This is a genomic window from Sagittula sp., from assembly GCF_052825245.1.
In genome coordinates this window covers 74,631-95,230 of record NZ_JBRBWD010000046.1, presented here as the reverse complement: position 1 = coordinate 95,230, position 20,600 = coordinate 74,631, and the positions used below count along the sequence as shown (strand labels likewise).

The 20,600-nt window shown below is 59.0% G+C and carries 19 protein-coding genes and 3 pseudogenes; 18 read left to right on the top strand and 4 right to left on the bottom strand.

Annotated features, from left to right (window positions below; translation table 11 throughout):
• A pseudogene (locus ACU0DV_RS20315) lies at positions 1-98 on the bottom strand (recombinase family protein); the annotation flags it as partial.
• Positions 99-219: 121 nt separating this feature from the next.
• On the opposite strand from ACU0DV_RS20315, the gene ACU0DV_RS20310 reads away from it, so the two are divergent.
• Entirely contained in the window at positions 220-465 is a 246-nt protein-coding gene (locus tag ACU0DV_RS20310) for a type II toxin-antitoxin system ParD family antitoxin (RefSeq protein WP_027264276.1), read from the top strand.
• Positions 466-637: 172 nt separating this feature from the next.
• Here ACU0DV_RS20310 and ACU0DV_RS20305 read toward each other — a convergent pair whose 3' ends face one another.
• Positions 638-1,903, bottom strand: a complete 1,266-nt coding sequence (locus tag ACU0DV_RS20305; RefSeq protein ID WP_027264277.1) for an IS256 family transposase — start codon at positions 1,901-1,903, stop codon at positions 638-640.
• 108 nt (positions 1,904-2,011) lie between these two features.
• Between ACU0DV_RS20305 and ACU0DV_RS20300 the strand changes: the two are divergent.
• From ACU0DV_RS20300 to ACU0DV_RS20235, 14 genes and pseudogenes are all read left to right on the top strand, one after another.
• A pseudogene (locus tag ACU0DV_RS20300) lies at positions 2,012-2,746 on the top strand (acyl-CoA dehydrogenase family protein); the annotation flags it as partial.
• A 105-nt stretch (positions 2,747-2,851) separates the two neighbouring features.
• The gene (locus ACU0DV_RS20295; RefSeq protein ID WP_027264300.1) at positions 2,852-3,706 is read left to right on the top strand and encodes an SDR family oxidoreductase; all 855 of its coding nucleotides are present in this window, start codon (positions 2,852-2,854) and stop codon (positions 3,704-3,706) included.
• 37 nt (positions 3,707-3,743) lie between these two features.
• Positions 3,744-4,550 carry an ABC transporter ATP-binding protein gene (locus ACU0DV_RS20290; RefSeq protein ID WP_258095910.1) on the top strand — a complete coding sequence of 269 codons (807 nt, stop codon included), beginning with the start codon at positions 3,744-3,746 and terminating at the stop codon, positions 4,548-4,550.
• Entirely contained in the window at positions 4,543-6,462 is a 1,920-nt protein-coding gene (locus ACU0DV_RS20285; RefSeq protein ID WP_088652431.1) for an AMP-dependent synthetase/ligase, read from the top strand. Before ACU0DV_RS20290 ends, ACU0DV_RS20285 begins: the two co-directional genes overlap by 8 nt.
• Positions 6,463-7,350, top strand: coding sequence for a branched-chain amino acid ABC transporter permease (locus ACU0DV_RS20280; RefSeq protein ID WP_100931416.1), 888 nt, complete (start codon positions 6,463-6,465; stop codon positions 7,348-7,350).
• Between the two features lie 3 nt (positions 7,351-7,353).
• Complete coding sequence (locus ACU0DV_RS20275) at positions 7,354-8,427, top strand: branched-chain amino acid ABC transporter permease (protein WP_100931415.1); 1,074 nt, start codon at positions 7,354-7,356, stop codon at positions 8,425-8,427.
• Positions 8,428-8,437: 10 nt separating this feature from the next.
• Positions 8,438-9,247: an ABC transporter ATP-binding protein gene (locus tag ACU0DV_RS20270; protein ID WP_100931425.1), complete on the top strand. Its 810-nt coding sequence runs from the start codon at positions 8,438-8,440 to the stop codon at positions 9,245-9,247.
• A 33-nt stretch (positions 9,248-9,280) separates the two neighbouring features.
• Complete coding sequence (locus tag ACU0DV_RS20265; protein WP_338054574.1) at positions 9,281-10,519, top strand: ABC transporter substrate-binding protein; 1,239 nt, start codon at positions 9,281-9,283, stop codon at positions 10,517-10,519.
• Between the two features lie 97 nt (positions 10,520-10,616).
• Complete coding sequence (locus tag ACU0DV_RS20260; RefSeq protein WP_271109734.1) at positions 10,617-11,867, top strand: ABC transporter substrate-binding protein; 1,251 nt, start codon at positions 10,617-10,619, stop codon at positions 11,865-11,867.
• A gap of 78 nt (positions 11,868-11,945) precedes the next feature.
• Positions 11,946-12,722 (top strand): enoyl-CoA hydratase/isomerase family protein, encoded by a 777-nt coding sequence (locus ACU0DV_RS20255; protein ID WP_088652427.1) that lies wholly within the window; start codon positions 11,946-11,948, stop codon positions 12,720-12,722.
• A gap of 11 nt (positions 12,723-12,733) precedes the next feature.
• Positions 12,734-13,516, top strand: coding sequence for an enoyl-CoA hydratase/isomerase family protein (locus tag ACU0DV_RS20250; RefSeq protein ID WP_028095212.1), 783 nt, complete (start codon positions 12,734-12,736; stop codon positions 13,514-13,516).
• Between the two features lie 42 nt (positions 13,517-13,558).
• Positions 13,559-14,317: an electron transfer flavoprotein subunit beta/FixA family protein gene (locus tag ACU0DV_RS20245; RefSeq protein ID WP_258095911.1), complete on the top strand. Its 759-nt coding sequence runs from the start codon at positions 13,559-13,561 to the stop codon at positions 14,315-14,317.
• The gene (locus tag ACU0DV_RS20240; protein ID WP_088652425.1) at positions 14,317-15,243 is read left to right on the top strand and encodes an electron transfer flavoprotein subunit alpha/FixB family protein; all 927 of its coding nucleotides are present in this window, start codon (positions 14,317-14,319) and stop codon (positions 15,241-15,243) included. Before ACU0DV_RS20245 ends, ACU0DV_RS20240 begins: the two co-directional genes overlap by 1 nt.
• A 204-nt stretch (positions 15,244-15,447) precedes the next feature.
• Entirely contained in the window at positions 15,448-16,605 is a 1,158-nt protein-coding gene (locus tag ACU0DV_RS20235) for an acyl-CoA dehydrogenase family protein (RefSeq protein ID WP_088652424.1), read from the top strand.
• 23 nt (positions 16,606-16,628) lie between these two features.
• Here ACU0DV_RS20235 and ACU0DV_RS20230 read toward each other — a convergent pair whose 3' ends face one another.
• Positions 16,629-17,795: a CaiB/BaiF CoA transferase family protein gene (locus ACU0DV_RS20230; protein WP_027264313.1), complete on the bottom strand. Its 1,167-nt coding sequence runs from the start codon at positions 17,793-17,795 to the stop codon at positions 16,629-16,631.
• Positions 17,796-17,811: 16 nt separating this feature from the next.
• On the bottom strand, positions 17,812-18,957 hold the full coding sequence (locus ACU0DV_RS20225; protein WP_027264314.1) for a CaiB/BaiF CoA transferase family protein: 1,146 nt from the start codon (positions 18,955-18,957) through the stop codon (positions 17,812-17,814).
• Between the two features lie 104 nt (positions 18,958-19,061).
• Here ACU0DV_RS20225 and ACU0DV_RS20220 point away from each other — a divergent pair.
• The 3 genes and pseudogenes from ACU0DV_RS20220 to ACU0DV_RS20210 all read left to right on the top strand — a co-directional run.
• Positions 19,062-19,187, top strand: a pseudogene (locus ACU0DV_RS20220) (Zn-ribbon domain-containing OB-fold protein); the annotation flags it as partial.
• Between the two features lie 21 nt (positions 19,188-19,208).
• Positions 19,209-19,439: a Zn-ribbon domain-containing OB-fold protein gene (locus tag ACU0DV_RS20215; RefSeq protein ID WP_432691777.1), complete on the top strand. Its 231-nt coding sequence runs from the start codon at positions 19,209-19,211 to the stop codon at positions 19,437-19,439.
• A 3-nt stretch (positions 19,440-19,442) separates the two neighbouring features.
• Positions 19,443-20,594, top strand: coding sequence for a thiolase (locus ACU0DV_RS20210; protein WP_271109733.1), 1,152 nt, complete (start codon positions 19,443-19,445; stop codon positions 20,592-20,594).
• The last annotated feature ends 6 nt before the right edge of the window (positions 20,595-20,600 follow it).

Here is a 20,600-nt window from a genome sequence, read left to right as displayed (position 1 = left end):
TCAAAGATCTCGGCGCATCCCGCCGATTGCAGCGCCTCGGACTGGGGCAGGGGGGTCTGATCCTCTGTGGATACGCGCGCATAGCCTATCAGGGGCATGAAAACGGGCCATTTGCAATTTTAGATAACACTAATAAACGACGGATTGGCCGAGCAGGGCAGGGGGAGACGGTTGCTTGATGGCAAAGCTTGCCATATCCTCGCCGCGAAGGAGACAGCCATGGGCACCATGAACATCTCGCTGCCGGATCCGATGAAGTCCTGGGTCGAGGATCAGGCGAAGTCGGGACGCTACGCCAACTCGAGCGATTATGTCCGTGACCTGATCCGGCGCGACAGGATGCGGCACGATGCAATCGCTGAAATCCAGGCAGCGGTTGATGCCGGAATCGCCAGCGGCCCGGCAAAGTCGTTTGACTGCAACGCGTTCAAGGCCCGGATGCACGCGAAGCATGCCGGAAAATAGCAGATGGACCATCCGTCCTGCAGCGGAAGCCGATCTTGCGGACATTTGGATCCAGGACGCGGCGGAATGGGACATGAGTCAAGCCGAGCGCTACGCAGATGGCCTGTTCGCGCTCTTTGACTTGCTTGCAGCTTATCCAGAGCTATGCTGAAATCTGGGTGATGCGGCTTGATCACGCGGCGCGGTTTTCGGTGTCGTTCTCGGCGACACCGTCGGTGAATGTGACGCCTTCGATGACCAAAGGCAACTGGTTCGCGCCCTTCAGGCGGCGCCATGTTTTGGCGGCGGTCTGAACGAGCTTGAACACCATCAGCTTCGCTGTCGTTTGCGACAGCGCCCCCTTGGTTCGGACGGTCCTGTGCCGGACGGTGGCGAAGACGCTTTCGATTGGGTTGCCCGTGCGCAGGTGATCCCAATGGTCGGCCGGGAAGTCATAGAACGCCAGCAGCGCGTCGCGGTCTTTTGTCAGGCAGTTTACCGCCTTCTCGTATTTGATCCCATATTTCTCGGCGAAGATGTCCATGGCGGCCTTGGCCTTAGCGCGGGTCTCGGCCTGCCATATCTCGCGCAGGTCGGCCTTCACCGTCGGCTGCATCGATTTCGGGAACTTGTTCAGCACGTTGGCGATCTTGTGGACCCAACAGCGCTGATGACGCGTGCCGGGGAAGACCTCGTCGAGCGCCTTCCAGAACCCCATGGCCCCGTCTCCCACGGCGATCTCCGGCGGGACGGCAAGGCCGCGGGCCTTGATGTCGACCGGCAACTCGCGCCAACTCTGCGCGCTTTCCCGAACGCCGATCTGGAAGCCGACCAGTTCCTTCTTCCCTTCGGGCGTGGCGCCCAGAATGACCAGCATGCACTCGGCCTGCGGCTCCATCCGGGCCTGGAGGTAGACGCCGTCCGCCCAGATGTAGACATACCGCCGCGCCGAAAGATCACGGCGCTGCCAGCGGTCATGTTCCTGCTGCCATTCCCCGGTCAGGCGCGAGATTACGCCCGGCGACAGGTTTGGCGCCTCCGCCCCCAAGATCGCAGAGAGCGCCTCCCGGAAGTCGCCGGTGGAAATGCCGCGCAGGTAGAGGACTGGCAGCAGGGCATCGAGGCTGCGCGACCGCCGCGCCCATTTCGGCAGGATGGCGGAGCTGAACCGCACCTTCTCGTCAGCAGGTCCGGCCGCGCGGTCTCGCACCTTCGGGCGGCGCACATCAAGCGCGCCGATCCCGGTCTGGATGCTTCGCTCCGGCCCATACCCATGCCGGACGATACGCTGCCGGCCATCCGGCAGGACCTCTTCGGCATGCTGAGCGACGAAGGCGTCAGCCTCTGCCCGAAGTGCAGCGGCCAGCATCCGGCGCGCCCCATCCCGGGCAATCTCGGTCAGCGGATCGTCAACAGATTCCGGCTGACGCAGGGCGATGATGTCGGTATTCTTCGTCATAGGCGTATCGTTCCTTCTGGAAGTTCTGGCAGGCTTCGACACCCGCCACGATACGCCGCCTTCTCAAACACCGTCACCCATTTCCCAGCATAGCTCGTTGCGAAGTGGCGGGGGGACAGATATGTCGTGCACGGACAAAAAGTCTGGATTTCTACCGCGCAGGTGGCAGACAAGATGTTGCTTCTGGCCAGAACAACGCGGCTTGAGGATGTGAGCAGCCCGACCGAAGGGCTGAGCCTGTTCTATACAGATCTCGACCGAAATTTCGTTGACGTGCGAGAGATCGAAAAGATGGGTCGAAAGGCTGTCGATTCTAACGAAGTCTTCATCGATGGGTTGCCGATTCCGGCTGAGGACCTGATCGGGGAGGAGGGCAAAGGCTTTAGACAAATTTTGCACGGGTTGAATCCCGAACGCATCCTGGTGGCCGGTGAATGCATCGGTATTGCGCGCAACGCACTGGCGCGAGCGGCGCATTATGCAAACGAACGTGTGATTTTTGACCGCCCGATCGGCCAAAATCAGGGTGTTCAGCATCCACTCGCCAAAGCCTGGGCGCGGGTGGAATCTGCCAATCTCATGGTGATGCACGCTGCAGCCCTCTACGATGCGGGAGAACCCTGCGGCGTCGAGGCGAACGCTGCCAAGCTTTTGGCCGCCGACGCCGCGGTTGAGGCGACCGAAGCCGCGCAAATTACATTTGGCGGATTCGGATACGCCAAGGAATATCACGTGGAGCGACTGGTACGGGAAGCTCTGCTGTTCCGCATCGTACCGGTGACACCGCAGATGCTTTTGTCGTTCATAGCAGAAAAAGCCCTTGGACTTCCAATGTCTTACTGATCTGAGATAACGGGCGGGGCTGGTGGGAAAAGGTGTCTTGACCAATTTTCTAACGCGCGTTAGATTAGTGACAACTGCCCCTTAAGGGGAATGGGAGGAGGCGTCATGCATAAGACGCAGTTCGGGTCTTCGAAGGAGGACCTGTCGAAACGTGCAACCGTTTACGCGAGCGATTTATTCAGCGGCAAAACCGTTGTGGTGACCGGCGCTGGAGGCGGATTGGGGCTGGCAATTGCGACCCTGTTCGCGAGGCTCGGGGCCAATCTGGCGATCAATGGACGCAACGAAGAGAAACTGGCTTTGGCGAGGGAGTTCCTCGAAAGTTTCGGGGGTAAAGTCTTCGCTGTGCCAATGACCATCCGGGAGCCTGAGCAGGTCGAGGATTTTGTCGCCAAGACGAACCAGGAGTTCGGGGCGATTGACGTATTGGTGAACAATGCTGGGGGTCAGTTTCCGCAAGCAGCGTTGGAGTTTAGTCCAAAGGGCTGGAATGCGGTCATAGACACCAACCTGAACGGCACGTGGTGGATGATGCAATCCACGGCGCGCCACTGGGTCGCCAACAAGCAATCGGGCTCCATCGTCAACATCGTGGCCGATATCTGGCGCGGCATGCCCGGCATCGCGCATACCTGTGCGGCCCGGGCAGGGGTAGTTTACCTGTCCAAGTCGGTTGCGGTGGAGTGGGCTCCGCACGGTATCCGAGTGAACTGCGTGGCGCCGGGTTGCTGCGAAAGCAACGGTTTCGGGAACTACCCTCCGGAGGGTTCTGCGACATTTCAGGACTCCAACCCGATGCGGCACGCCGGGGACGAATGGGATGTCGCTGAAGGGGTTGTCTATATGGCGGCCAATTCAGGGAAATTCGTAACCGGTGAAGTTCTGAACATCGACGGTGGGCAGCAATTGTGGGGGGATCCATGGCCAACGGGGCGGCCGGACTACTTCCGGATTACCTGATGTTGGCCGTGAACCTTAGGGGGACAATGAGATCTAGATGACGACAAAGATTAAAACAGCAATCGGAGCCGATGATGGGGCGATACTGGAGTGCAGCGGGATCGAGCGACGGTTCGGCGGCATCGTCGCTGTCACCGGTGTTGACCTCGTTATTCGACAAGGGGAAATCTTTGGACTTGTCGGTCCGAATGGCAGCGGCAAGACAACGCTAACAAACGCAATTACCGGATTTTACCCGCCAAACGAGGGCAGGGTCCGGCTGGCAGGAAACGACATTACGGGTACGGCGCCTCACAAGGTTGCCAAGCTCGGCGTTGCAAGAACGTTCCAAAATCTTGCTCTGTTCAACGGGATGAGCGTTCTGGACAACATCCTGCTCGGGCGGCACATCCACATGAGCCCAGGCGTTTTGCGTACGGCGCTATATTGGTTGGCAGCACAGCGTGAAGAAATCGAGAACCGTAAAATCGTCGAGGAGGTGATCGAGTTTCTACAGCTCGAGAGCATTCGGCATGAGTTGGTCGATGGTCTTCCGATCGGGTTGAAAAAGCGGGTCGAGCTGGCGCGGGCATTGGTGGCCGAGCCACAGATGCTGATTCTCGATGAACCGATGGCCGGCATGAACCAGGAAGAGAAAGGGTATATGTCCCGTTTCATTCTGGATGCCCGTGCCGAACGCGGCGTCAGCGTTCTGCTGATCGAACATCATATGGATGTCATCACCGGCATTTGTGATCGGATGCTGGCCCTGAATTATGGTGAAATGATCGCCAGTGGCATCCCCAAGGAGGTTGTGAAGGACCCGCGGGTCATCGAGGCATATATCGGAGGGTCGCATGACTGATTTGACGAAGAAACAGTCTTCGGGCAGCGACACGATCGGCGCAATTCTGGCGCGGAACGCCTCGAAACACGGTTCGGAAATCGCGCTTCGCGAAAAAGAGCGTGGGATCTGGAAGGAAACCACATGGGCGGAATACGCCGAAGAGGTGCTGGCCTGCGCGGCCGGGCTTGAGAAAATCGGCGTAACACCGGGCAAGGCGGTGCTTATCCTGGGCGACAACCGGGCGCGGCTGTATGGCGGAATGCTGGCTATTTCGTTGCTGGGTGCCTATGCAATGCCTGCCTATCCCGGCGCGACGCTCGAAGAACTCCGGCACTTTCTTGGCGAAGTCGAAATCGTCGCGGCCATCGCCGAAGATCAGGAACAGGTTGACAAGATCCTGGAGCTGAAGGACGCGGGCGCCGAGGGGATCGACCACATCATTTATGACGAAGCGCGGGGCCTTGGTTTCTATGAGGTCGAAGGGCTGATGTCCTGGGATCACCTGATCGAAGTCGGTCAGCACGATCTGAATGAAGCCCCCGGCCTGCGCGAAGAGCTTTACGGTCGTGCAAAACCCGAAGATCCGGCCATCTTCATGCATTCGTCAGGGACCACGGGCGAGCCGAAAGGTATCGTTCTAAGTCAGAAAAATGTTCTTGCTGCCGCTAAGAACGGGCATGCAGCGGGCGCATTCGACGAAAACGAGGAAATCCTGGCCTATCTGCCGATGGCCTGGGTGGGCGATTTTGCCATTACCGTCGCGGCGGCCCTGCTTTGGCGGTTCACCGTGAACGTGCCGGAACGTCAGGAAACGGTTGTGCGCGACATGCGCGAAATCGCTCCGACATTCTATCTGGCGGCGCCAAGAAGCTGGGACCAGATGCTGACGACGATCCAGGTCGGTATCGAGAATTCGACCCCGGTCAAGAAATGGTTGTACCATTTCTTCATGGATCGGGCCATCGCAGCTGAAATGAACAAGCTGAATGGCAAAAGCGGCGGTGTACTTGAGCCATTGGGCCGGCTTCTGGGCGAGGTGATGGTTTTCGGACCGATCAAGGACCAGTTCGGGATGAGCCGCCTAAAGAATGCGTTCACCGGCGGTGAAGCGATCGGGGAAGACACCTTTGTGTTCTACCGCGCCCTGGGGATCAAGTTGCGTCAGCTCTACGGCCAGACCGAGAACAGCGCGATCAACGCGATTCAGGCTCCGGGCGAGGTCCGTCTTCATACGGTTGGCAAACCGGCGCCTGGCGTCGAGGTCAGCATTGCCGAAGACGGTGAGATCCTGGTGCGCTCGGACAGCGTGTTCGAAGGGTATTTCAACAAACCCGAAGCGACCGCCGAAGCGCTTGAGGGCGGGTGGCTGCATACCGGCGATGCCGGCTATCTGGAAGACGACGGACACCTGGTTGTTCTGGGCCGTGTCTCCGAGGTCATGCACACCGCCGACGGTGAACGTTACGTTCCAAACTACATCGAGAACCGGTTGAAATTCAGCCCGTATATCAAGGATGCGGCCGTGATTGGCGCCGGGCTGAAGGAACTGACGGCGATGGTCTGCGTGGATTTCGAGGCCGTGGGGCACTGGGCCGAAGTGAACGGCGTACCTTACGTGTCATATGCCGATCTTTCTCAGCGTGAAGAGGTCGCGACGTTGCTTCGCGAGGCGTTCCAACGGGTCAACAAGGCCGTCACCGAGCCATTGCGCCTGCAACGCTTTGTCAGTCTGCCGAAAGAATTCGACCCGGACGATGGTGAAATCACACGGACACGAAAACTGCGGAGGAAGGTCGTTCAGGAACGCTATGCCGACGTGATCGCGGCGCTCTACGACGGTTCAAAAGAGGTCCATGTAAGCGCGCAGGTGACTTACGAGACCGGGGAAGTAGGGAAGGTCGAAAGAAGCCTTCCCATCAGGGAGGTATAAATGGACTGGGTCTTTCTATCAGAGCTTGCGATCAACGGAGCCTTGACGGGTCTGCTGTATTCGCTATTCGCCATCGGCCTTGTGCTGATTTACAAGGCATCTTCGGTGCCCAATCTGGCGCAGGGCGGGTTGACCATGGTCGGGGCCTATGTGGTCTTGGCGCTGGCGCGCGATGTGGGTTTACCCTTGTGGCTGGCCATCCCTCTGGCTGCGGTTGTCATGTTCGGCCTTGGGTTCGGCATTGAGCGTGTTGCTCTGCGCCGTCTCGCAGGTCGGCCGGTCGTCATGATCTTGATGCTGACACTCGGCCTCGACATTTTCCTGCGGGGTACAACGCTTGCGATTTGGGGCGGGACGTCACGTTCGATGGAGTTGGGCGTCAGCTATGATCCACTGTTTTTGGGCGACATCTTCATCAGCCGCATCCATCTGGTTGGTGCCGGTGTTGCGCTCGCCTTGTTTGTCGCATTCATGCTGTTTTTCCGAACCCGGACCGGGATCAAGTTGCGGGCGATCGCGGATGATTACATGGCTTCGTGGTCGGTAGGTATCTCGGTTGAGCGCGGCGTTGGGTTGTCCTGGGCATTGGCATCCGTTGTTGCTGTCGCCGCTGGCGTCATCTGGGGTGAGATTCAGGGTGTCGATCAGGCGCTGTCGCTGTTGCTTCTCAAAGGACTGACGGTTGCCGTTCTCGGTGGTCTCGACAGTATCCTTGGCGCCGTAATCGCAGGCATCATCCTAGGTGTCGTCGAAAACATTGGCGCTGATTTCCTCGATCCGCTTGTCGGAGGCGGAAGCCGTGAGCTTATCGTCGCTGCCGTGCTCATTCTCACGGTCATGATCCGTCCGCACGGACTATTCGGTCGTCACGACATCGAAAGGGTGTAAGGGATGTTTTACAGACTTTCCGGCGTCCATCACGCCGACTACGTTTCGGACAGCCGTATCTTCAAGGTGCCTGCCGACAGAAATCTGACAGCATTCATCTTTCTGATCGGTCTTGCCGCGCCGTTCATCATTCCGTCGCTTTACCTGAACAGCTACTTGCTTCCCTGGCTGATCTGGACGGCCGCCGCTTTGGGGCTGAACCTGGTGACAGGTTGGGCGGGGCAGCTTCACCTGGGCTATGCCGCGGTCATGGCTGTCGGCGCCTATTCGGCGATCCATGCCGCGCGTTTCGGGGTGCCGTGGGAATTCGCCCTGATCATCGGCGGGTTGACGTCATCCGTGATCGGCAGCCTGTTTGCTTTTGCCGCTTTGCGGGTCAAGGGACTGTATCTCGCCCTTACCACTCTTGCGATGCAATTCGTGATGGACTGGGTTCTGACCCACTCTCCGGCGATCTCGGGGGGCTCACACGCGTCGCTCCAGTCACCGACATTGGCGCTGCTCGGGCAAGAGATTACCACTGATACTGGCTTCTACTATGTCGCCTTCGGCTGGTGTGTGTTGGTGACGATCTTCATGCTTAATCTCAAGCGTACTGGACTCGGTCGCGCCTTGGTCGCTGTCCGGGAAAAAGACTTTGCGGCCGCGATCCTGGGTGTGAACAGTTTCTACTACAAAATCCTCGCATTCGCGACTTCTTCGTTCATCGCAGGCGTCAGCGGTGCGTTGCTTGTTGCCACCTTTTTCTTTCTCGCCGCACCCGAGCAATTCTCGGTTGCCGTTTCGATCCAGGTTCTTGCGATGGTGATTGTTGGCGGCCTTGGCAGCATTATCGGTTCCTATTTCGGTGTTGCCCTGATCCTTCTTGTTCCGGGTATCGTGAATGGTCTCGTCGTCACGCTGAGTGACGGGCTTGGCATGCAGATCGATGTTGAAACACTCGCTCACATCCCGAACGCAGTCTATGGCGCACTGATCGTCATTATCCTTCTGATCGAACCACTCGGTTTGGGAAAACTCTACGGCAACATCAGAGACTATCTGATGGTTTGGCCCTTCGATCAGTTCAAGAAATAGGGGAATGCCGATGCAAGAAAAAGTTGAAGCCCAGAACATTCTATCCATGAACAGCGTCGAAGTACTGTACGACAATGTAATACTGGCGATCAAAGGTGTTTCGGTCCAAGTCCCAAAGGGCGAGATGATCGCACTCTTGGGATCGAACGGAGCTGGAAAAAGTACCACGTTGAAAGCGATCAGCGGTCTTTTGAAGGCCGAGCGCGGACGCATCAGCCGAGGTGAGATAACGTTCCAGGGAACGGACATTACCGAAGCGCCCGCGCAAAAACGCGTCGAGATGGGCATCTGTCATGTCATCGAAGGGCGGCGGGTCTTTGAACATCTGACCCCCGACGAGAACCTGACCGCCGCCGCGCCGCGCGGAATGTCCCGATCGACGCTGAATGCGGAAAAGGACAAGATTTACGCCTATTTTCCACGGCTTGCCGAACGCAAAAATTCCCAAGCAGGCTATTTGTCGGGTGGTGAGCAACAGATGCTTGCCATTGGGCGGGCCCTCGTGACCCAGCCGAAGCTTTTGATGCTTGATGAACCAAGCCTCGGGCTTGCTCCGTTCCTGGTCGAGGAAATCTTCGGCATCCTGCAAAAGATCAATAAGGATGAGGGCCTGTCCGTCCTGCTGGTGGAACAGAACGCCCTGGCAGCTCTGGAGATCGTTTCGCAAGGGTATCTTATCGAAAACGGCCGCGTCGTTATGCACGGCACGGCCGAGGCGCTCAAATCCAACTCCGACATTCAGGAGTTCTATCTAGGCGGCGGAGAGACCGATTTTCACAACGTCAAGCACTACAGCCGACGCAAACGTTGGCTGAGCTAACGTACTATTCGAAAACTGTTCAGGGAGGAAAAAATGAAGAGACTTACCAAAGCGCTGGCAGTATTTTCAATGGTTGGCGGGGCGCTGTTCGGCACCCAGGCGCTGGCCGAGCCATTCAAGATCGGCATCTGCTACGATCTCAGCAAGGCCTATACCTTTGCCACGCCGCAGGTTTCGCAGGCCGCGATGGACCTTGCCAAGCTCATCAACATGAAGGGCGGCATCGGTGGGGAACCGGTCGAAGTCATCGTGCGTGACCACGGGAACGAACCGCAGCGCGGAATCGAGTGCTACTCGAAACTCAGCCGCGAGGGCGTCTTTGTTTTCGATACCCTGTCCACTCCGGTCTCTCTGGCTATCCTGCCGCGGGCCATGGAAGACGGGCGTATCCTGATGCAGTCGCTTGTCGGCCGAGGCGATGCCGTCGACGGCACCGTTTTCGAATGGGTCTATCCGATCGGACCGACCTATTGGGGACAGGCGGCCAATGATGTTGCCTACATAAAGCAATTGCATGATGGCGACTTGTCGGACGTGAAGGTGGGGTTTGTGTATTTCGATTATCCTTTCGGACAGGAGCCGATCGAGATTCTCAAAACCTTGTCCGAAAAAGAGGGTTTCAAGCTTGAGCTTTACCCTGTGCCACTGCCTGGCAGTGACCAGGCCGGTGTGTGGTCCAAGGTGCGCCGGGACAACCCAGATCATGTGATTGTCTGGATGCTTGGCGGTGCGCATGTGGTTGCGTCGAAGGAAATGCAGCGCAATCGCATCCCGATGGACAAATACATTTCCGTCAACTGGCTGAACGAAGTCGATATCGCCAATATTGGCGACGAGGCCGCCAAGGGTATCAAGCGCGGTACCAATGTTGTGGGCGGTCAGGACGTCGCGCTGTATCAGGAGATCATGACCGAGCTCTACGACAAGGGCGAGGGTTCGGGCCCGATTGAGAAGACCCAGGACGTTTTCTACAACACCGGTCTGGCCATGTATTCAATCATGTTCGAAGCCGCGCGCAAGGCGGCAGAACTCGAAGGCCTTCCGATTACCGCAAAGTCCTACAAAGCGGGACTGGAGTCGCTTGAGGGATTCGACGCGAACGGGCTGATGGCCCCCATTACGGTGACGGCCGAAGATCATGGCGGCGGTGGCAAGACCCGGATCGAGATGTGGGACGGGGAGACTTGGGTGCCGCAAACCGACTGGATCTCTGAGTACACGGACGTCGTGTGGGACGTGGTGAAAGAAAGTTCGTCACAATACGAGCAGTGAAAGACTGGTAGCAGGAAGGGCGACGCTACGCGGGGCGGCAGCGGCGTTTACGAAACGGTATCACCGCCCCAAACCAAACCAACGGGAGAGAGAAAACATGAAAGTCACACAGCAAATTAAGGCAGTAGTCCTTGCTACTGCGCTGGCAGCAAGCGCGACTGTGGCCGCAGCGCAGGACAAGGAGCCGATCCGCTTCGGACTCTGCTTCGACCTTAGCAAATCCTACACTTTCATTTCGCCGCAGGTGGCTCAGGCCGCCCAGGATCTGGCGATGTACACCAACGAAAATGGCGGTATCGAAGGGCATCCGGTAGAAATCATCGTTCGCGATCACGGCAACGAACCGCAGCGCGGTGTGGAATGCTATGAGCAGCTCAAGCGCGAAGGTGTGTTCCTATTCAATTTTCTGTCCACGCCGGTCACGAACGCGGTTCTGCCGCGTGCCATGAAGGACGGCAACGTTCTGATGCAGTCCTTCGTTGGCCGTGGCGATGCAGTTGACGGGGAAGTGTTCGAATGGGTTTTCCCGGTCGGTCCGACGTACTGGCAGCAGGCGGCAAATAACGTTGCCTTCATCAAGGGCCAGATGGGCGGTGACCTGAGCAAGGCGAAGATCGGGTTCATCTATCTGGATTATCCCTTCGGTCAGGAACCAATCGAGATCCTGAAAACGCTTTCCGAGAAGGAAGGGTTCGAACTGGAGCTTTATCCCGTGCCGCTTCCCGGTTCGGATCAGGCCGGTGCCTGGAGCAATATCCGCCGTGATAAGCCAGATTACGTGATCAGCTGGCTTCTGGCTGGCGGGCATGTGGTTGCCTCGAAGGAAATGCGCCGCAACCGGTTCCCGATCGACCGTTACCTGTCGGTCAACTGGCTCAACGAGGTCGATATCGCCAACATTGGCGCACAAGAGGCAAAAGGCATTTTGCGCGGAACCAACGTGGCCGGTGGCCAGGAAGTTCCGATCGTCAAGACGATGCTGGAAACCTACTATGCCAATGGCAAGGGCAGCGGACCCGAGAATCTGGTGCGAGACGTGTACTATAACATGGGTATGGCGATTTATTCGGTCGGTTTTGAAGCCGCGCGTATCGCGATTGCCGAAAACGGTTGGCCGATCACACCGGAAAGCATGAAGAATGCCTATGAATCGATCGAGAACTTCGATGGAAACGGCACCATGGCCCCGGTTACAGTGACCGACAAAGATCATGGTGGTGGTGGCAAGACTCGGGTCGAGCAGTGGAATGGCGAAACCTGGGTTCCGCAGACCGACTGGAGCGCCGACTATCTCGACGTTGTGTGGGATGTCATCAAGCACAGCTCCGCGACTTTCAAAGTCGAGTAGGACACAGCTTCCCCGCGGTAAACATATCGCGGGGAAGCTTTACGCACCCAAGTTGTTCAGAGAAACGAAGCAGGTATCATGAGTCCCATTAACGTGAAGATTGAAGATGGCATTGCGACCGTCTGTATCAACCGGCCAGAACGCAAGAACGCGCTTTCTGTGGCGGCGACGAACGGGCTGACCGACGCCTGGGAGAAGATCGAGGCGGACGACAGCGTTCGCGTGGCCATTCTGACGTCGGCCGATTGCGGCGTTTTCAGCGCCGGATTGGATCTGAAGGAAGCTACACAAATCGCACGCGACGAGGGCGTCGATATTCTGACCAAGATGCGCGACCCGTTTCACGAGACCATGCGCGCCTGCAAAAAACCGATCATCGCGGCGATGACGGGGTCGCTGATGGCGGGCGGAATGATGCTGACGCTGAATTGCGATCTGAGGGTCGGTCTCAAGGGAACCAAGGTCGGCATTACCGAAGTAAAGATCGGTCGTGGATCGCCTTGGGCATCGCCAGCATTGTCCATGCTGCCGCAGCCCATCCTTATGGAAATTGTTCTGACCGGCGATTTGATGCCGATCGAGCGCCTGCACGAATACGGGTTCACCAACTATATCGAAGACACTCCCGATGCTGTCCGCGCACGGGCCTTCGACCTTGCCAAACGCATTGCCAGCGCGGCCCCGCTTTCGGTGATTGCGGCCAAAGGCGGCGTTCGCGCGACCATGGACCTGGGCTGTGCGGGTGGCCTGAAAGAGGGCAAGCGCCTGCACGAGGTGGTTTACGCCAGCAACGACGCGATTGAAGGCCCAAAGGCCTTTGCTGAAAAGCGAGCACCCGTCTGGACCGGGACCTGATGGAGACTTGAATGACTGAGCTTATTCGCCTGGACAGGGAAGGCCCTGTCGGAATCCTGCGTTTTCTTCAGCCGACAAAACGCAACCCTTACAGCATCGGGTTCGTCGAAGAACTGGTGGCGCTCCTGCGCGAAGCCGAACGGGACGCTACGATCCGTGCCGTTGTCATGACCGGCGGCGATCATTTCAGCAGCGGCGGCGATCTTGTCGGGTTTCAGTCCGAGATCGCCAAAGGCGCGCGGGCGACGTCGGAAATGGTGGACCTGGTTCACGATGGCGGACGCGCGGCCTATCTGTTTCGCAAACCTCTGATTTCTGCGGTATGCGGCGTGGCTTTTGGCGCGGGCCTCAGCCTGGCCTTGTCGGCGGACATTGTCGTTGCCGCCGAAGATGCCCGGCTGTGCGAAGTATTTGCACGCGTCGGCGGTTGTCCCGACACGGGATCAAGCTGGCTGCTTCAGCAGCGCGCCGGTGCGGGCGTGGCCCGGATGCTTGTGCTCACGGGCCGTGAAATCGACGGGCGCACCGCTAGGGACCTGCGCGTTGTCGAAGAATGTGTGCCGGCCAACCAGGTCGAAGTACGGGCGTTGGAAATTGCCCGCGAGATTGCAACGCACCCGATGTTTGGCGTTCAGACCGCCAAGCGTGTGATGCGCGCCGCAGCCGAGTGCAGCTATCTCGAGGCGCTGGATATCGAGCGCGATGCCCAAAGCGTTTTGCTGTGCGCGCATGACTTTCCCGAAGCGATGAAAGCGTTTTCGGAAAAAAGAACTCCAGAATTCAAAGACCGTTAGCTCGGTTGAAACCTTATCGCAAAACTCAAGGAGACCACGCCAATGAAGGTACTCGTGCCTGTGAAACGGGTGATCGACTACAACGTGAAGGTCAGCGTCAAGGCGGATGGCAGCGGTGTCGATCTCGCCAACGTTAAGATGTCGATGAACCCGTTCGACGAAATCGCCGTCGAAGAGGCGATCCGCCTAAAAGAGGCCGGCAAGGCCGAAGAGGTCGTCGCGGTATCCATCGGCGTCAAACAGGCGCAGGAAACCCTGCGCACCGCACTGGCCATGGGCGCCGACCGCGCCATCCTGGTCGTCGCAGCGGATGACGTGCACCAGGATATCGAGCCGCTGGCAGTGGCCAAGATCCTTGCCAAGGTCGTGGAAGAGGAACAGCCCGGTCTGGTTCTCTGCGGCAAGCAGGCGATCGACAACGACATGAATGCCACCGGCCAGATGCTGTCGGCGATCCTCGGTTGGAGCCAGGCGACCTTTGCCTCGGAAGTGGGCATCGATGGCGACAGCGCCGTCGTCACCCGCGAGGTCGATGGCGGCCTGCAGACCATCAAGGTCAAGATGCCGACCGTCGTTTCCGTCGACCTGCGCCTGAACGAACCGCGCTATGCGTCGCTGCCCAACATCATGAAGGCCAAGAAAAAGCCGCTGGATGAAAAGACGGCCGCCGACTATGGCGTCGACGTCACCCCGCGCCTGACCGTGGTCAAGACGTCCGAGCCGGCCGAACGCGCCGCCGGTGAAATGGTTGGCTCGGTCGACGAGCTGGTTGCGAAACTCAAGGAAAAGGGGGCGGTGTGATGGCTGTTCTTCTTCTTGCCGAAGTCAACAATGGTGAACTATCGATGGACGCGACCGCAAAGGCGGTCACCGCGTCCAAGGCCCTGGGCGACGTGACGGTTCTGTGCGCCGGCGCGTCTGCCGCCGACGCCGCGAAAGAAGCCGCGACAATCGACGGCGCGGCCAAGGTGCTGGTCGCCGAAGACCCCGCGCTGGGTCATCGCCTGGCGGAATCGACCGCCGACCTGATCGTGTCGCTGGCAGGCGACTACGATCACATCGTGGCACCCGCCACCACCGACGCCAAGAACGTGCTGCCCCGCGTGGCCGCGCTGCTGGACGTGATGATGCTGACCGATGTCTCCGGCGTGGTCGATGCCGACACGTTCGAGCGCCCGATCTATGCAGGTAACGCGATCCAGACGGTGAAATCGGGCGACGCAAAAAAGGTCGTGTCCTTCCGCACCGCCAGCTTCGACGCGGCCGGCACCGGTGGCTCGGCCGCCGTGGAAACCGTGGGCGGCGCATCCGTTTCGGGCCTGTCGGAATGGGTCGAAGACAAGGTCGCCGAAAGCGACCGTCCCGAACTGACCTCGGCCGGTATCGTGGTTTCGGGCGGCCGTGGCGTCGGCTCGGAAGACGATTTTGCGCTGATCGAGAAACTGGCCGACAAGCTGGGCGCCGCCGTTGGCGCATCCCGCGCCGCCGTCGACTCGGGCTTTGCACCGAACGACTGGCAGGTCGGCCAGACCGGCAAGGTGGTCGCGCCTGACCTGTATATCGCCGTCGGCATCTCGGGTGCGATTCAGCACCTTGCGGGCATGAAGGACAGCAAGATCATCGTCGCGATCAACAAGGACGAAGAGGCCCCGATCTTCCAGGTTGCCGATTACGGTCTGGTCGCCGACCTGTTCGAGGCCGTGCCCGAACTGACCGACAAGCTGTAAGCCATTGCAAAAAAGTATAAAAAGGCCCGCCTGTTTTGTCGGGCCTTTTTATACGAGCCGAATGGGCGGCGCGTTGATTGGATAAATCCGGATGCGCACGGTCCGAAGCCGTGTGACGCCCCGTCAGAACGGCTCGGGTTCATTGTGAGAAAAAAACACTTGTTAGATTTTTTCAATGCAAGCATGACTCGATAGGAATAAAACATGTCTCTGATCAAGAACTCCCCGAGTTGGGCAGTGGATGAACACAAGATGTTCGCCGATAGTACACGCAGGCTTTTCGATGCAGAGATGGCTCCGAAGATTGAAAAATGGGCGGAGCAGGGAATTGTTGACCGCGACTTCTGGAAAACAGTCGGTCAGCAGGGTGTCATGGGTGGCTCGATTGCCGAAGAATATGGTGGGTTCGGTGGCGGCATCGGGTTCGACGCGATTACCGTCTACGAGCAGGGGCGCACCGGTGATACGGGTTGGGGCTATGGGATCCAGTCCATCGTAATCCATTATCTCAACGCATATGGCAGTGAGGAACAGAAGAAAAAGTGGTTGCCGAAACTGGTCATCGGCGACAGCGTTGCGGCGATTGCCATGACCGAGCCTGGAACGGGCTCTGACCTCCAGAACGTACAAACCTATGCGGAAAAGGATGGCAACCACTACAAGATCAACGGTTCGAAGATCTTTATCACAAACGGGCACACGGCGGATCTCGTTGTTATCGTGGCAAAGACCGACCGCAACGCCGGCGCTAAGGGCGTTTCGTTGATCGTTCTGGAAACCGAGGGCGCCGAGGGCTTTCGCCGGGGACGGAACCTGAAGAAACTGGGTATGAAAGGTTCGGATACTGCTGAGCTGTTCTTCGAGGATGTGCGCGTGCCTACGGCGAACCTGCTTGGTCCGGAAGAGGGGCAGGGGTTCTACCAGCTGATGAAGCAGCTGCCTTGGGAGCGGCTGATGATCGGCATTACCGCCCTCGGTTTTATTGATTTTGCGATCGATGAAACGGTGAAATATGTTCAGGACCGCAAGGCATTTGGAAGCCGGATCATGGACTTCCAGAATACACGCTTCAAACTGGCGGAATGCAAAACCAAGGCCGAATTGCTACGTTCCTTCGTAAATGACGGGCTCGCGCGTCTTGAAGCGGGCGAACTTGATGCGGCCACGGCTTCGATGGCGAAGTGGTGGGGCAGCCAGACGCAGAACGAGGTCATGCATGAATGCCTGCAACTGCACGGCGGTTACGGTTTCATGATGGAATACCCCATCGCGCGTCTTTATGCCGACAGCCGGGTCCAGATGATCTATGGCGGCACCAACGAGATCATGAAGGAACTGATCGCACGTTCGCTGGATGTTTGATCCGTCGGGTGCCGGGTCGGAGACTAGTCGCCCCCCGGACCGATGATCTCGTCGTTGTGTTCGCCCAGTCCGGGGGCGGGGCGCAGGTCATGCCGCGCCGGTGTCGCCGAGAATCGAATGGGCGGGCGTGTCATCCAGATCGTACCTTCGGTGGGGTGTTCGACCTTCTGAAAGAAACCGGTTACGGAAAGGTGCGGATCGTTCGGCAGATCCGACAGGGTGTTCACCGGCATGGCGGGAATGTCGGCCTGCTCCATCAGGGCCAGCCAGTCGGCGGTTGTCCGCGTCAGCGCAATCCGAGCAACCATGTCGTAAAGGGCGCCGATGTTACGGCTGCGGGTGTCCATGTCGGTGACCCAGACGTGGTTGATCATGTCGTCGCGCCCGACCGTCTTGAAAAACCGCGCCCATTGGGCGTTGGTATAGGGCAGGATCGTGATGAACCCGTCCGCCGTCTGGAGCGGGCGGCGGTGCGGCACCAACATGCGGGCATATCCGAAATTCCTCGGCACCTCGTCGAATGTCGCGCCGTCCATGTGTTCGGCCAGCAGAAACGCCGTCAGCGTTTCGAACATCGGCACCTCGACATGCTGTGCCTGGCCCGTGCGTTCCCGATGAAACAGGGCTGCCATGACGGCATAAGCCGTGGTAACACCGCCAAGCTTGTCGGCAAGAATGGTCGGGGAATAATCGGGTTTTGCCTCTGGATCGCGAAGGGTGGGCAGGCTGGCCAAACCCGAAACCGCCTGGACGATGTCATCAAAGGCCGGTTTCGAAGCGTAAGGCCCGTCCTGCCCGTATCCGGTTGCAGAAACCGTGATCAGGCTCGGGTTCTCGTTCCGTAAGGTTTCCGGATCCAAAGACAATCTGGCAAGCGCCGCGGGCCGGATGCTTGAAATCATCACATCGGCATCGACCAGCAACTTGCGCAGACGGTCGCGATCGGCTTGCGTTTTCAGGTCGAGTACGACGCTGCGCTTGTTGCGGTTGGCCCCTAGAAACGCAGCGCCCATCAACCTGTGCCGCGATGGCTGAACCTGGCGCAGAAGATCGCCCTCGGGCGCTTCCACCTTGATCACATCCGCTCCCAGATCTCCCAGCATCTGCGTGGCCAGAGGACCGAAGATGATCGACGTCAGGTCGATGATCCTGACGCTTTGCAGGATTGCGGTGTTCTTTGCATTGGTCATGGGTTGATTTCCTGTTCTAGGAACGAGAACCGAATTCCGCGCGAATGGCCGCTCCATCGGCGTCCAATGCGGGGGACGGTCCGATCGCGGCTTCGGTGCTGCCGCGTCGTATCGGGGGCATTGCGATGCTGACAGGTCCCGAGGGCGTGCCGATGGTCGCCCGATCAAGTTGCGGGTGATCCGACAGCGCGGCAACGTCGTTCACCGCCGCCGATGCAATGCCCGCGCCATCGAGCAGCTTCAACAATTCGGCACGTTCGTGCGCGCCGAACACGGTCTTGATAAGCTCTTCGAGTTCCGATTTGTGCGCGATCCTGGCTGAATTATCATGGAATCGCGGATCATCGGCCAAGGCCGGGTCGCCGAGAATCTGTACGCAGAACCGGTTCCATTCGCGGCTGTTCTGGACCGAGATGACGACCTGTTCACCGCCTCGGCAGTGGAATGCGCCGTAGGGGCATATGACAGAGTGACCAAGCCCGGTTCTGGGCGTGGGCTGATTGGCATAGTCGTGAAAAAGAAGCGGAACCGCCATCCAGTCCGCCATGACGTCGAACATGGCCACCGAGAGGCCGCTGCCCTTGCCGGTTCGATCACGCCCGACCAGCGCTTCGCAGATCCCGGCATGGGCTGTCATGCCGGTGGCGATATCGCAGACCGACACGCCGACCCGCCCCGGTCCATCCGGCGTGCCGGTCACCGATGCCAGGCCGCTTTCGCATTGCACCAGAAGATCATAGGCCTTGGCGTTGCGCATCGGGCCGTCCTCTCCGTAGCCGGTGATGTCGCAGGTCACCAGACGCGGAAACCTCTCTCGCAGACTTGCGGAATCGAGCCCGAGCTTGGCCAGCGCGCCGGGCAGCAGGTTCTGAATAAACACATCCGCGTTTTCCAGCATCCTGAGCAGGATTTCACGGTCTTCGTCGGCTTTAATGTCCAAGGCGACCGATTCTTTGCCTCGGTTCAGCCATGTGAAATAGGCGCTTTCACCGTTGGCGGCGGTATCGTAGGCGCGGGCGAAATCGCCGGCTCCCTTGCGTTCGATCTTGATCACACGCGCGCCGGCATCGGCCAGCCGCGAGGAGCAAAAAGGCGCGGCGACTGCCTGTTCCAGCGCAACGACGAGTTTGCCGGAAAGGGGGGCTAAATCTGAACCTGGCATGAGTTTCTCTCAATTGATCCTGAAAGGTTGACTAAATCTAACAATTGTTAGAAACATAATCAATACGGTTGGACGAAGACTGGATCGCTTGAAGGAGAACGCTGGTGCAGGACGCCATAGGACCAGACCAATTTTTCCAACGCGCGCTGGCAGAGGGAGAGATCCTGCTGCCAAAGTGCGACGACTGCGGGGCCTATCACTTTTTCCCGAGAGTCTTGTGTCCCCATTGTCATGGCAGCGCGATTTCTTGGATGAAGGCGAGGGGCAAGGGACGGGTCCACACCACAACGGTCGTGCGCCGAAAACCCGAACGGGGCGGTGACTACAACGTATGTGTCGTCGAGCTGGACGAGGGTGTCCGGATGATGAGCCGGGTCGAGGGCATCGCCCCGGGTGAGGTCGCTATCGACATGCCTGTAACCGCTTTCGTGGGCGAGGCCGAGGGCGCTCCGGCCGTGCTTTTCAAGCCGTCGGAGAGATAAGCCATGACCATTGAACTTCGGGGGAAATCCGCCATCGTGGGAACTGGTCATGCCGGTTTCGGAGAAGCCCATGGCCTGACGGCCTATGATGTCATGGCGCAATCTGCGCTTGCGGCGCTTGGCGATGCCGGGCTGAAACTGTCCGACGTCGACGGGCTGTTTTGCACCATGATGGAAGACAGCATGCCGGCGCTTATGGCGGCGGAGTATCTGGGCATCCAGCCCCGTTTCATTGATGGCACGATGTCGGGCGGTTCGTCCTTCGTAAACTACCTGACGTCCGCGACCATGGCGCTGGACGCCGGTCTGTGTGATGTCGCGCTGATTGTTTATGGCTCCAACCAGCGCACCGCGTCGGGCAGACTGGTGACCGCTTCACGTCCGCCGGCCTACGAGGCGCCGTATAATCCGCGCTATCCGATCTCGGCCTATGCGATGGCGGCGGCGCGGCACATGCATGAATATGGCACCACCCGCGAACAGCTGGCCGACGTGGCCGTCGCCGCGCGGGCCTGGGCGCAGCGCAACCCCGAAGCGTTCGAGCGCGGCCCGCTGACCCGCGAGGACGTGCTGGGTGCGCGCATGGTGGGCGATCCATTGACCGTGCGCGACTGTTGTCTTGTCACCGACGGTGGCGGCGCGATCGTAATGGTCCGCGCGGACCGCGCCCGGGATTTCCCGAAGGCGCCTGTCTATGTGCTGGGCAGTGCGGCGGAGAGCTCGCACCGGCAGATTTCGCAGATGAAGGATTTCACCGTGACCGCAGCCCGCGACTCGGGCGCGCGCGCCTTTGCGACGGCCGGCGTGACCCCTGCGGATATCCAGGCGGTCGAGCTCTATGATGCCTTCACCATCAATACCATCCTGTTTCTTGAAGATCTGGGGTTCTGCGCCAAGGGCGATGGCGGGGCCTTTGTCCAGGGCGGGCGCATCGCGCCTGGCGGGGCCTTGCCGGTGAACACGAATGGCGGAGGCCTGTCCTGTGTGCACCCCGGGATGTACGGTATCTTCACAGTGATCGAGGCTGCTCGTCAGATCCGTGGCGACGCGCCGGGCATTCAGTTGAAGGATATTGATCTGGCGCTGGCGCATGGCAACGGCGGTGTGCTGTCCAGTCAGGTCACGGCCATACTTGGATCGCAAAACACGCTCTGACGGCAA